General features: G+C 72.9%; 11 protein-coding genes and 1 pseudogene. 5 read left to right on the top strand and 7 right to left on the bottom strand.

Translation table 11 applies throughout. The annotated features are described in order from the left end of the window. Nucleotides 1–21: 21 nt before the first annotated feature. On the top strand, nucleotides 22–708 hold the full coding sequence (locus ACIGAN_RS34640) for a pyridoxamine 5'-phosphate oxidase family protein (RefSeq protein WP_399863426.1): 687 nt from the start codon (nucleotides 22–24) through the stop codon (nucleotides 706–708). 274 nt (nucleotides 709–982) lie between these two features. Here ACIGAN_RS34640 and ACIGAN_RS34635 read toward each other — a convergent pair whose 3' ends face one another. The 4 genes from ACIGAN_RS34635 to ACIGAN_RS34620 form a co-directional block, all read right to left on the bottom strand. Next, entirely contained in the window at nucleotides 983–1,975 is a 993-nt protein-coding gene (locus tag ACIGAN_RS34635) for a DMT family transporter (protein ID WP_399863424.1), read from the bottom strand. A 228-nt stretch (nucleotides 1,976–2,203) separates the two neighbouring features. Continuing rightward, a complete protein-coding gene (locus ACIGAN_RS34630) occupies nucleotides 2,204–3,208 on the bottom strand; it encodes an EamA family transporter (RefSeq protein WP_365742077.1) in 1,005 nt (334 codons plus the stop codon). An 84-nt stretch (nucleotides 3,209–3,292) separates the two neighbouring features. Next, nucleotides 3,293–3,841, bottom strand: a complete 549-nt coding sequence (locus tag ACIGAN_RS34625; RefSeq protein ID WP_365742079.1) for a Clp protease N-terminal domain-containing protein — start codon at nucleotides 3,839–3,841, stop codon at nucleotides 3,293–3,295. A gap of 269 nt (nucleotides 3,842–4,110) precedes the next feature. Continuing rightward, nucleotides 4,111–4,737, bottom strand: a complete 627-nt coding sequence (locus tag ACIGAN_RS34620) for a PadR family transcriptional regulator (RefSeq protein ID WP_365099224.1) — start codon at nucleotides 4,735–4,737, stop codon at nucleotides 4,111–4,113. Nucleotides 4,738–4,911: 174 nt separating this feature from the next. Here ACIGAN_RS34620 and ACIGAN_RS34615 point away from each other — a divergent pair, with 174 nt between their 5' ends. Next, a complete protein-coding gene (locus ACIGAN_RS34615) occupies nucleotides 4,912–5,730 on the top strand; it encodes a PhzF family phenazine biosynthesis protein (RefSeq protein WP_399863421.1) in 819 nt (272 codons plus the stop codon). A 51-nt stretch (nucleotides 5,731–5,781) separates the two neighbouring features. Here ACIGAN_RS34615 and ACIGAN_RS34610 read toward each other — a convergent pair whose 3' ends face one another. Then, nucleotides 5,782–6,582 (bottom strand): CPBP family intramembrane glutamic endopeptidase, encoded by an 801-nt coding sequence (locus ACIGAN_RS34610; protein ID WP_399863419.1) that lies wholly within the window; start codon nucleotides 6,580–6,582, stop codon nucleotides 5,782–5,784. A 67-nt stretch (nucleotides 6,583–6,649) separates the two neighbouring features. Further along, on the bottom strand, nucleotides 6,650–8,167 hold the full coding sequence (locus ACIGAN_RS34605) for a glutamate-cysteine ligase family protein (RefSeq protein ID WP_365742081.1): 1,518 nt from the start codon (nucleotides 8,165–8,167) through the stop codon (nucleotides 6,650–6,652). Nucleotides 8,168–8,719: 552 nt separating this feature from the next. Between ACIGAN_RS34605 and ACIGAN_RS34600 the strand changes: the two genes are divergently transcribed. From ACIGAN_RS34600 to ACIGAN_RS34590, 3 genes and pseudogenes are all read left to right on the top strand, one after another. Next, the gene (locus ACIGAN_RS34600) at nucleotides 8,720–9,304 is read left to right on the top strand and encodes a hypothetical protein (RefSeq protein WP_365742083.1); all 585 of its coding nucleotides are present in this window, start codon (nucleotides 8,720–8,722) and stop codon (nucleotides 9,302–9,304) included. 403 nt (nucleotides 9,305–9,707) lie between these two features. Next, a complete protein-coding gene (locus tag ACIGAN_RS34595) occupies nucleotides 9,708–9,914 on the top strand; it encodes a DUF5999 family protein (RefSeq protein ID WP_365099362.1) in 207 nt (68 codons plus the stop codon). Between the two features lie 276 nt (nucleotides 9,915–10,190). Then, nucleotides 10,191–11,179, top strand: a pseudogene (locus ACIGAN_RS34590) (LacI family DNA-binding transcriptional regulator). A gap of 153 nt (nucleotides 11,180–11,332) precedes the next feature. Here the strand turns inward: ACIGAN_RS34590 and ACIGAN_RS34585 are convergent. Further along, complete coding sequence (locus ACIGAN_RS34585; protein WP_399863415.1) at nucleotides 11,333–12,457, bottom strand: endo-1,4-beta-xylanase; 1,125 nt, start codon at nucleotides 12,455–12,457, stop codon at nucleotides 11,333–11,335. Nucleotides 12,458–12,503: the final 46 nt, after the last annotated feature.

Below are 12,503 nucleotides of genomic sequence, written 5' to 3'. Positions count from 1 at the left end.
ACTAGTGCAATAAGGAGTGCCATGCAGGGGACCAGCCGGACGCCGTCGCAGCCCGCGACCGCCTACACGCCCACCGACCGCACCGTCCCCACGCGCTCCGCCGACCGGGCCTCCTACGACCGGGAGCTGGTGCACGCGATACTCGACGAGGCCTACGTCTGCCACCTCGGCTTCGTCCGCGACGGCGCGCCCGTCGTGCTGCCTACGCTGTACGCCCGGGTGGGCGAGACGCTGTACGTGCACGGCTCGACGGGCTCGCGCCCGCTGCGGGCGGCCGGCCAGGCCGACCCGGGGCTGCCGGTCTGCTTGACCGTCACCCACGTCGACGGTCTGGTCCTGGCCCGCTCGGCCTTCCACCACTCGATCAACTACCGCTCGGTGGTGGTGCACGGCGTCGCCCGCGACGTGACCGACCCGGAGGAGAAGCGCCGCGCGCTGGACGCCCTGGTCGACCACGTCGTCGCGGGCCGCTCCGCCGACTCCCGGCCGGCCGACAAGAAGGAGCTCGCCGCGACGGCCGTGCTCCGCCTGGAGCTGGACGAGGTCTCCGCCAAGCTCCGCACCGGCGGCGTGAACGACGAGCCCGAGGACCTCGCCCTCCCCCACTGGGCGGGAGTCGTCCCGGTCCGGACCACCTACGGCACCCCGATCCCGGACCCCGCGCTGGCCCCCGACACGGCACTTCCCGGCTACCTCAGCGGCAGGTGACTCCTGGGGCCTGTCGTTTGAATCAGGTCGTAGGAAAGTGACGCCGCAGATGCGCGTGCCGGACCACGCGTCTGCGGCGTGATCCACACGACAGGCCTCAGGCCGTGTCCGTAAAGTCCCGCCTGCCCCGCGACGCCTGGCACGCACTCTCGCCGCACCGAGCGAAGCCCCAAGTACGTCCAGTACGCGGGACTCCGCCCGGCGCGCCGAGAGCACGCACCAGACGCCGCAGGGCCCGCCCTCCGGGCGGACGACGGGACTTTACGGACACGACCTAGGGGCGCGGGGAACTGCGCGACCAGTCGGCGGCAGCCCGGGGCCGCCGCCGGACGGCCACCACCCGCTCCCCGCGCGTCCGCGCCTCCCCCACGGCGAGTCCCGCCACCGACCCCAGCAGCAACAGGGTGCCGGCCACCGTCGCCGGCGTCAGCCGCTCACCGAGCAGGACGACGGCGAGTACGGCCGCGCTGACCGGTTCCAGCAGCATGACGACCGACACGGTGGCGGACCGGACGACGGCCGCGCCCGCGAAGTACAGGCCGTAGGCGAGGGCGGTGGGCACGGCGGCCACGTACGCCAGCAGGACCAGCAGCCGCCCGGGCTCGGCGGTGTGCGGCAGCAGCCCCTCGGTGAGCGCGAAAGGCAGCAGGCACAGGCTCGTCACCGCGAACGCCTCGACGGTCGTCCGGGAGGAGTCGGCCGCGCCGTCCCGGCCCCACCGCCGGGTGAGCAGCGTCATCACGCTGTACCCGGCCGCCGACAGCAGTGCCAGCAGCACGCCCGAGGGGCGTACGGTCGCGCCGCCGCCGCCCAGGACGAGGACGCCGAGCCCGGCGAGGGCGCCCGCGACGGCGGCCGCCCCGCCCCGGCCCAGGCGTTCGGCCAGGGTCAGGCGCGCGCCGAGCGCGATGAGCACGGGCCCGGCGCCCAGGGTCACGACGGTGGCGACGGCGAGGCCCGTCGCGGCGACGGCCGCGAAGTAGGCCGTCTGGAAGACCGCGAGCCCGATCCCGGTGACCCCGGCCCGCACGGCCCGCCGGCCGAGCGGCTCGCGCTCGGCGGTTCTGGTGCGCGGGCGCAGCAGGCGCACGGCGAGCAGCAGCACCAGACCGGCGGCACAGCGCCAGAACGAGAGGGCGACGGGCCCCAGGTCGCTGGCCCGGTAGACCAGGGAGGCGGCCGCGCCCGCGGTGCCCCAGGCGACACCGGCGACGATCAGATAGAGAAGGCCTCGCCCGAGGGGCAGGCCGGAGGCAGTGTGCGACACGTGTTCTCTCCGCAGACGCGCACGGCACGCGGCGCCCGGAGGGCGGCGCGGGTGCGCGGAAGTTCGGGAAGGGCCCCGGATCGGTCGTGATCAGCGGGGTCCGCGGACTTCGTCTGCGGGCAGCACCGTTCGGCCCGGCGGCACATGCGCCGGGCACGGATTCCGGAGGGCCCGCCTCAGGCGGCCGGAGGCGGAAGAACGAGTGCGTTCGAAGGCATGATCGCCACCCTATGCGCTGGTTCCGCGCCGGGACAATTCCCTTTCCGGGCCGCCGCTCGCCACCGGCTGCCCGGAGCCCTTCGCGGGCGTCGAGGACTGGGCGATGAACGCGCCCACCAGGACGATCACTCCGCCGGCGAGCTGCGGAGCGGAGAGGTGCTCGCCCAGCAGCACCCAGGCCAGGACCGTGGCGATGACCGCTTCGAGACAGGCCACGACCCCGGCGACCTGCGGGGAGAGCCGCCGTACGGAGATCACGCCGGTGACGTACGCGACGACCGTGGCGACGAGGACGATCCAGCCGAGCAGCACCACGGCGGCGACGGGTGTGCCGTCCATGCGCGCGGTGCCGCCCAGCACGGACCAGTCCATGCCCCAGGGCCGGGCGACGACGGTGAGCACGGCGGCGCCGACGAGCAGGCCGTAGGCGATGACGCCGAGCGGGTCGGGTGCCTCGTCGCCGGCGTCGCTGCCCTGGTCGGACAGGACGAAGTAGCCGACCTGGCAGCAGGCCGCGCCGAGCGCGAGCAGCAGTCCCAGGGCGTCGAAGCGCAGCCCCGACCAGACCTCCACGACACACGCGAGACCGCCCACGGCGAGCACCACACCGACCGCGGCGGCACGCGTCACGGGCCGCCGCTGCACGAACCGCACCCAGCCCAGCACCAGCGCGGGCGCCAGGTACTCGATGAGCAGGGCCACCCCGACGGGGATCCGGGAGAGCGCCGCGAAGTAGCAGGCCTGGACGCCCGCGACCGCCAGCAGCCCGAAGCCGGCCAGCAGTCCGGGGCGGCGGCGCAGCAGCCCGCGGTGGCGCACCGCGAGCGGCAGCATCACCAGGGCCGCCCCGGCCACCCGCAGCCACACCACGTGCAGCGGGTCCAGCCCCGCTTCGATCAGCGGCTTGGCCGCGACACCGGATCCGCCGAAGGCGACCGCGGACAGGAGCGCCAGGCTCAGGCCCGCTCCCCTGCCGCGCGCGCTCGGACTGCTGTCAGACGTAGGCACCGGCACATGATGACAGGCGATGACAGGAGCGTCATCCTCTATGGCACCTGTCTCACTGCCTGGACGGCCGCGCCGCCTCCGCGAGGGCGCTCACCGACCGGCTTCGCCGCACTCCTGGTTCACGCCGGACCGGTCGTCGAGGCGGGCGAGCACCGCGCGCGGGTCGATCCCGGCCCGTGCGAGCACCTCGACCGCGCGGGCCTGCGGGTCGGCGAGGATCGCCGCGAGCAGGTCGGTGCCGCGGGCCGGTCCCTCGCGTCCGGCGGCACGTGCGCAGGCGTCCTTCATCGCGGCCGCCGCCAGCGGTGAGTAGCCGGTGCTCCCGCTGACCACGGCGACGGATCCCGAGTCCTCGACGCCGCTCTGCCAGCGCAGGCCGTAGCCGATGCTGCGCTGCACGAGGTAGCCGAGGAGCCGCGCGAGCTGCGGCCCGTCCCCGACGACGGCCCGGGTCTCGGGGTCGGACTCCAGCAGCGAGTGGAGCAGATGGGCGGTGTCGACCTGCCGGTCCCCGTCCCGGACCGCCCTGCGGCGGGCACCGCCGACCACCGAGGCCAGTTCGTCACTGAGCCCGGCATCGTTGTCCGCGCGGTGGGTGCCGTGCTCAGGGGCCGACTGCCGGGGGATACGGGATTGCACATCCCCTACCCCATCAGCACCGCGGTCCCGGGGCATCCTCGGCGGGAAGCATCTTGGCGTCCCACGGGAAGTGGACACCGCCGGCCGGAATCTCCTCCTTACGGAGGACATCAGGCGTTCCCTCGCCGAACGCCGAGGCCCTCGCCGTGACACCCCGGCCGCGCGGCGCGGCGGCACGCCGAAGCGCCCCCGGAGTGTTCCGGGGGCGCCTGTCCGCGCCTGCCCGCGGGGCGCGTCGCACGAGCGGCGGGCGGCGGGCCGGCGGGGTCTCAGTCCTCGTCGGCGAGGATGAGGTACAGCTTCTTGCGGGCTTCGTTGATGACGCCGAGCGCCTTCTCCCGCTGCTCCTTGCTGCCGGTCTTCCAGACCTGGCCGAAGGCCTCCATCAGGCCGAAGCCGGCCTGCCGGATCTCGCCCAGGGCTTCCCAGTCGACCCCGCGGGAGGCCTCCTCCCAGGGCGCTTCGGGGCCCTCGTCGGCGGCGGTACGGCCCGCCTCGGTGAGCGAGAACAGCTTCTTGCCGCCCTCGGACTCACTGATGATCAGGCCCTCGTCCTCCAGCAGTTGCAGGGTGGGGTACACCGAGCCGGGGCTCGGCTTCCACGCCCCGCCGCTGCGCTCGGCGATCTCCTGGATCATCTCGTAGCCGTGCATCGGCCGGTCCTTCAGCAGGGCCAGGATCGAGGCCCGGACATCACCGCGCCGCGCCCTTCCCCTCGGCCCGCCGCGCCCTCGGCCGCCCCAGGGGCCGGGCCCGAAGCCAGGGCCTGCGGGCCCTCCCCAGTTGGGGCCGCCGGGGCCGAAGGGCCCGAAGGCAGCACGCAGACTCTCGAAACCGCCCCGGCCGTGACGCGGTCCGCCGTGACCGTGGCCGTGCTCGAATCCATGGGTACGCATCGCAACCACTCCATTCCATCGTTGATCTGTCGCGATGCTTCAACGATATATCGGTAGTGCTCGGTCGGCAAGGCCCGATCCGCCGAGATGTGCCGCCCCCGGCCGCGCGGAATGGGTCCAGGACCCGGGAATTGGCCTTGGCCTGCGGCTTCACGCAGCCTCTAGCTTCGGGACATGCGGATCCGAATCGTCGACGCCTTCACCGATCGCCCCTTCTCCGGCAACCCGGCCGGTGTCCTGCTCCTGGAGGGCGCGGACGCCTTCCCGGACGACACCTGGCTGCAGCACGTCGCCCTGGAGGTCAACCACGCCGAGACGGCCTTCGCCCATCCCCTCCCGCCGGGCGGCGAGGCCGACTGGGCGCTGCGCTGGTTCACACCGGTCACCGAGGTCGCGCTGTGCGGCCACGCGACCCTGGCCACCGCACACGTCCTGCACACCACCGGCGGCCACGCGGGCCCGGTGCGCTTCGCCACCCGCAGCGGTGTCCTGGTCGCCACACCGGCGGACGACGGTTCCCTCACGCTGGACTTCCCGACGGCCCCGCTCACCCGGGTCGACCCACCGGACGGTCTGTCCCGGGCACTCGGCACGGAGCCGCTCACGGTCTGCGACACCGGCCCCGACGTCGGTGATCTGCTGGTCGAGGTGGCCGACGAGAAGACGGTCCACGCCCTCGCCCCGGACTTCGGGGCCCTCGCCGCCCACTCCGGGCGCGGTGTCATCGCCACCGCCCGCGCCGAGGACCTGGGGCGCGGCTACGACTACGTCTCGCGCTGCTTCTTCCCGAACGTCGGCATCGACGAGGATCCCGTCACCGGCAGCGCGCACACCGCGCTGGCACCGTTCTGGTCCGAGCGCCTCGGCCGCCCGGCCCTGACCGGTCTGCAGGCCTCGTCCCGCTCGGGCCGCGTCCGCACGGAGCTGCGCGGCGACCGCACCCTGCTGACCGGGCGAGCCGTCACGGTCATCGACGGCGAACTCCTGGCCTGAGAACGGGCCGAGGGGGCGTACGACGCTGTCGTACGCCCCCTCGCCGGTGTCTCATGCCGTCGGCAGCCACCCCACCTTGCCCGCCAGCAGCCCGTACCCCACGAACGCCCCGATGTCGAGCAGCGAGTGGGCCACCACCAGCGGGCCGACCCGGCCCCACCGGCGGTAGAGATGGACGAAGACGACGCCCATGACCATGTTCCCGACGAACCCGCCGATGCCCTGGTAGAGGTGGTACGAGCCGCGCAGGACGGAACTGCCCACCAGCGCGGCCGTCGGCGTCCAGCCCAGCTGGTCCATGCGGCGCAGCAGGTAGCCGACGACGATCACCTCCTCCAGCACGGCGTTCTGGATCGCGGAGAGGATCAGCACCGGGTACTTCCACCACACGTCCGGCAGCGCCTCCGGCACCACCGTGAGGTTGAACCCGAGTCCGCGCGCCGCCAGATAGAACGCGATGCCCGTGCTGCCGATGACCGCCGCGATCACGGCCCCGCGACCGAGGTCGGGCCAGGGGCGGGTGCGGTCGAAGCCGATCGTGCGCAGGCTCGCCCGCTCGCGCAGCAGGAAGTGCGCGACGAGCGCCACGGGCACCAGGGCCGTGGCGATGCCGAACAGCTGCCAGGCGAGGTCGAGCCAGGGGCGGCCGGGCGCGGCCGAGGCGTTCATCGTGGCCGCCTGGTCCTTCAGCCCGCCGGGCCTGGTCACCGACCCGATGAAGCTGATCAGCGCGGAGACCCCGCTCGCGCCCAGCGACAGCGCGAGGACCAGCAGCGTCTCGTTGCGCAGCGTCCGCCGCGAGAGCCCCTGCTGGGGAATGGGACCGTCCGCCGGGCTCGCCTGCGCCTGCACCCCTGCCTCCACTTCACCGACCTGTCGGATCAGTATGGCGGCAGGGGTTCACCGGCCCGCAGGCGCGTCAGCCCAGCGACACCGGCTCCGGCAGCCCCACCGGCCAGCTGTGCACCGGGTCGCCCTGGTGCATCAGCTCGCGGTAGCGGCGGGTCGTGGCGGCCAGCGCCTCCTCGCGGCCGAGACCGGCGTCGAGGGCCTTGTGGAAGGTCGCGGCCTGCCAGGTCGCCCCGTTCGTCCGGCGCCGGCAGCGCTCCTCGATCACGCCCAGGTACAGGTCGCGGTCGGCCGGCTCGACACCCCAGGCGTCCAGCCCGGCCTCGGCGAGCGGCAGCAGCTCGTCCCGGACCAGGTTGACCGCGTCCACCTCGGTGGTGCCGCCGTACCGGCCGCGCCGGGGCCAGGTGAAGCGGGCCTCAATGCCGTCCTTGCACGCCGCGTCGAAGTTGGCCGCGGCCGCCTCGAAGGGCAGCCGGGTCCACACCGGCCGGGCCTCCTCGGCGAGGGCGCGGACGACCCCGTAGTAGAAGGCGGCGTTGGCGACGACGTCGATGACGGTGGGCCCGGCGGGCAGGACGCGGTTCTCCACGCGCAGGTGCGGCACGCCGTCGGCGACGTCGTAGACGGGCCGGTTCCAGCGGTAGATGGTGCCGTTGTGCAGCACGAGCTCCGAGAGGGTGGGGGTGCCGCCCCGGTCGATCACCTCGAGCGGGTCCTCGTCGTCGCAGATCGGCAGCAGCGCCGGGTAGTAGCGCAGGTTCTCCTCGAACAGGTCGTAGGCCGACTCCACCCAGCGCTCGCCGAACCAGGTGCGCGGGCGGACGCCCTGGGCCTGCAACTCGGGCGGGCGGGTGTCGGTCGACTGCTGGAACAGCGGGGGCCGCGACTCGCGCCACAGCTCCCGGCCGAACAGGAAGGGCGAGTTGGCTCCGACGGCGATCTGCGCGGCGGCGACCGCCTGGGCCGCGTTCCACACGTCGGCGAACCGGCCCGGCGTGACCTGCAGGTGCAGCTGCACGGAGGTGCAGGCGGCCTCCGGGGCGATCGACTTCGAGGTGCAGCTGAGGTGCTCGACGCCGTCGATGTCGAGGGTGAACTCCTCGCCCCGGGCGGCCACGATCTGGTCGTTGAGGAGCGTGTAGCGGTCGACGTCGGAGAGGTTCGACGACACCAGGTCGTCCCGGTCGAGGGTCGGCAGGATACCGATCATCACGATTCCCGCGTCGACCTCTCCGGCTTTCCGGTCGGCATATGCCAGAGACGTACGGAGTTCTTCCGCCAACCGGTCGAATACCCGGCCCCCCAACGGGTGGGGCGGGATGTTCACTTCCAGGTTGAACATGGCGAGTTCTGTTTGGAAATCACGACTCGCGATCCGCTCCAGGACTTGCCCGTTCAACATTTTCGGCATGCCGTCGGCACCGGCCAGATTCAATTCGATCTCGAGCCCCATGAGGTTCTTCGGGCGATCGAACCGCTTCTCCGCCAGGAGTCGCTCCAAGCCCGTCAGACACTGACGGAGCTTGTCGCGGTAGCGCTGGCGATCGGACAGGTCGAACCGCCCTGCCACGACCTTCTCGCCCATCGACGTGTCCCTCCTCATGGATGATGCCGGCCGGGATCCGGCCGTCGGCGTCCCGGTCAGGTGGAGGATGCCCAGCGAAAGCGATCGATAACGTCCCGGACGGGCTCGCCGACCGCTACGCTGGTCCTCTGTGACCGGTGGCACATTCACCCGGCATGCCGCGCAGGACAGGTTTCGGGGCCCGGCGAACTCGTGAAAAACGCCGACGAGAATGGGCCGACCGGTCCGCGGGCATTACCCGAGGTCATGGCCGCACACCACCACCGGGAATCGGGATAATTCTCGCGTATCGCCGACCGAATGTACCCTTGTTCTACTCACCGGAAACGGCTAGGCGAAACACAGTCTGAACCCGTGTCGTATAAACTCCGCGAACAAGGCAGAAGGTTGGCGCCCACGGTCGACGGGCCCTGCCGCCGAGGCGACGTTCGGCGGACCCCACCCCCCTCTCGTTCACGACCCTGGCCCCTGCCTCTCTGACCCTCGTGAGCTGACAGCGCCGTCCGCCCCCGCCCTCGCGCCACCGTGCCTTTGAATGTGAGGCGACCCACCATGCCGCTGCATGTCCCTCCGGCTCCCGCGCCCGCACTCCGTTCCGTCCTGACTGCGCTCTCCTCTCCCACCGCGGTCCGTGAAGCCCGAACTCCCGCCCTCCTCCGCAGCCAGGGGCCCGCGACTCCCGAGCTCCCCCTGCCCGTCCACGTCCTCGACCGGGTCACCGCCGAGGGCGTCTCCGCCACCCGGCTGGCCGGGTGGCGTTTCCTGATCCGCTGCGGCGACCGGGCCGTGGCCGCGGCGGAGACCATGCTCACGCCCGACGGCTGGGCCTTCTCGCACTTCTTCGAGGGCCCGTACATCACCTCGACGGAACGCGCCCTGCGCCAGGCCGAGACGATGCCGCAGCCGTACCAGCCCCGTCTGCTGTCGGTGCCCAGCCTCTACATGCTGACGCTCTGGCTCCACGAGGACAGCGCCGCGGACGGTGCCGCCGGCCACCCCGCCGCGACCGACCTGCTCGTCCCGCTGGCGCCCGCGCCTCCCGGCATCGCGGCCCACCGCCCGCACCGCGTCGCCGAACTCCTGCCGGTGCTGACCCACCGCGCGACCTCCACCCGGCTTCTCGGCTCACCCGCCTGAAGCCCGCCGCCGGGCCCGCCCCACCGACCCCGTCGCCGCATTCCCGGCGTCGGGGTCGGTCTTTCCCCGCGCAGGCGATCGCTCCTACGAGCATCGAACGGCTCGTACGAGCCGGACGGAGTACGGGGCCCGACCGGACTAGCCCCATTCGGCCAGTGCGAACCACCCGAAGTGACAGTCCAGTTGGGATGAACCGTCCGCGCGGGTGATGCGTCATGAACCTGTGAGAAGCGGTGCGGCGAAATCCCTGCGGATCGACGCCCGTGGGGCAACACTGGGTTCCGACGACTTATCACAACGGGGGGCGGCCATGAACGACACTTCTAGCCGCGGAACAGACACGACAACCGACTCAACGAACTCCCTCACCTCGTCCACCACGACAGAGCGAAAGATCCCACCCATGTGCCAGCACCAGACACCGTGCCCGTCAGCCGACTCCGCCGACCGGGACTCCGCCCGACTCGTGGCGCACCACCCGGAGCAGGGCTGGAGCCTGCTGTGCAACGGCGTGCTGCTCTTCGAGGACACCGGTGAGATCCTGCCGGACGGCAGGATCATCGCCCCGCACCGCCCGCTCTCGGGCAGCCAGGTGATGACGGCGGCCTGAGGGCGCCGGGGCGGGCCCGACCCCGCCCGCAGACATGAGGGGCCGGACGCGGGAAACGCCGCGCACCGGCCCCGACGCGTGTCCGGGCCCGATCACTCCTCGTCACCGGCGGCGACACGGTGTTCCCGGTCCCGCTCGGCTTCCCCGCACGCCCGTGGTCGGGAAAACTTCCGGCACTTTCGCGATCACCGTCGACCGGGGGTGGGGGTAGTGCCGGCACGTGAGGCGGACGCCGGGGCAGAGTCACGATCACGGAGATCGCGCGGCGGGCGGGAGATCGCGCGGCGGGCCGGCGTGTCCGTGCCGACCGTGTCCCGTGTGGTCAACGGCCGCTCCGACGTCGCACCGCAGCCCCGGGCCCGCGTCGAGGACCTGCTGCGCCGGCACGGCTACCGCAGGCACCCCACCGCCCCGGGCACCCGGGCGGCCCTGCTCGACCTGGTCTTCCACGATCTCGACAGCCCATGGGCCGTGGAGATCATCCGCTAGGTCGAGAAGGTCGCGCACGCGGCCGGGGCCGGCACGGTGGTCTGGGCCCACCACGGCCGGTCGGGGGACGCGCGCATGGATGCGCAACCTGCGGGCCGGGGCCTCCAAGGGCGTCGTCCTCCTCACCTCGGCACTGGAGCCGACGAACCACGAGGAGTTGCACTTCTCAGCGTGCCGCTGGTGGTCGTCGACCCGGCGGGCTCCCCCGCCCTGGACGCCCCCACCATCGGCGCCGCGAACCGGCCGGGCGGCCCGGCGGCCACCGAGCACCTGCTGTCCCTCGGGCACCGGCGGATCGCCCTGATCGCCGGGCCGCCGCGGCTGCTGTGCTCCCGGGCCCGGCTGGACGGCTACCGGGCGGCCCTGGAAGGCGCCGGCATCGCCCCCGACGCGTCCCTCGTCGTCCCCGGCGACTTCCGTCCCGAGTCCGGCTTCACCGCCTGCAAGACCCTGCTCGGCCTGCCCGAGCCGCCGACGGCGGTGTTCGCGGCCTGCGACCGGATGGCCCTCGGCGCCCTCGGCGCCATCGAGACGCTGCGGCGCGGGCTGCGGGTGCCACAGGACATGAGCGTGGTGGGTTTCGACGACCTCCCGGAGGTCCGCTGGTCGGCCCCGCCGCTGACGACGATCCGCCAGCCCCTGAAGGACATGGGCCGACTGGCCGCCGTACGGTGCTCCGCCTCGCCCGCGACGAGGAACCGGGCGCCCCCCGGGTGGAGCTGGGCACCGGCCTGGTGGCCCGGTCGAGCACGGCCTCGCCGCCGTCCCGGCCCTGACCCACCCGCCCGAACCGGGAAACCCTGGCCCACGCCCTGCCCCGCGCCCGCCCGCGCCCCCGGGGTGGCACCGGGCGGGACCGGGCGGGACCGGGACCGCAACCGGGCCAGCCGGGGACGGCGGGCGCTGCGGGCCCCGGTCCCACCTCCCGGCTACCTGCGTGCCAGCGCCTGGCGCAGCGCGAAGTACGCCGGCTTCGGCTGCAACTGCTCGTCCCACGGCAGGGCCGCGCCCTCCCCCGGGAAGAACGCGGGGATCCACGAGTACTTGTCGGTGTAGTCCCAGAGGGTGACGCCCACGCAGCGGCGCACGGCCAGGCACGCCTCGGTCAGGTCTCGGTACCACTCCGCCTGCTGGGCCAGCTTCTCCTCGGTCGCCGGCAACTGCATGCGGACGTCGACCTCGGTGAGGGCGGTGTCGAGACCCAGCCGGGAGAAGCGGCGGAGGTTGTCCTCCAGGGTCGTGGGATAGCCGTACTGGAGGGCCAGATGGGCCTGCAGGCCGATGCCGTGCAGCGGGACGCCCTGCGCCTTCAGTTCCTTCGCCAGCCGGTAGTAGGCGTCGCTCTTCGGGCCGATCCCCTCGATGTTGTAGTCGTTGAGGTACAGCTTCACCCGCGGATCGGCCTGGTGCGCCCAGCGCAGCGCGTCGGCTATGTAGCCCGGGCCGAGTGTCTTGTAGAACACCGACTCGCGGTACGTCCCGTCCTCGTTGAACGCCTCGTTGACGACGTCCCACGCGAAGACCTTGCCCCGGTAGTGCCGTACCTCCGTCTGGACGTGCTTCTTCAGCACGGCCCTCAGTTCCGGGGCGGTCCACTCCCGCTCGGTGAGCCACCCGGGCAGCTGGCTGTGCCAGACCAGGGTGTGGCCGCGCACCTTCTGCCGGTTGGCCCGGGCCAGGTTCACGATCTCGTCGCCCTGGGAGAAGTCGAACACGCCCTGCTCGGGTTCGGTCGCGTACCACTTCATCCCGTTACCGGGCGTGATCTGGTCGAACTCGCTGCCGAGCAGGGCCGTGTACGGCCCGTCGGTGAGCTCGGGGTTGTCGGTGGCGCTGCCGAAGTAGCGCCCGTGGCGCTGGGCCAGGTCGGCGAGGGTGGGCTGCCGGTCACCGGCCTGCGGGTCACTCACCTGCCGGCCGCTCACCCGCCGGTCACTCGCCGGCCCGTCACTCGCCGGCCCGTCACTCGCCTGGGCGGGCGAGCCGGCCCCCAGCCCGGCGGTCACCAGGAACACGGCGACGGCGCCGGCGAGTCTGAGACGGTTCTTGCGCATGGTGCGACTCCTCACGACAGGTAGGTGGGCAGAGCCGTACGTCCGC

This window comes from Streptomyces sp. NPDC085931 (assembly GCF_044540565.1).
In the GTDB taxonomy this organism is placed as follows: domain Bacteria; phylum Actinomycetota; class Actinomycetes; order Streptomycetales; family Streptomycetaceae; genus Streptomyces.
The sequence above is the reverse complement of the archived record's forward strand: the minus strand, read 5'-3'. Positions and strand labels throughout refer to the sequence as shown.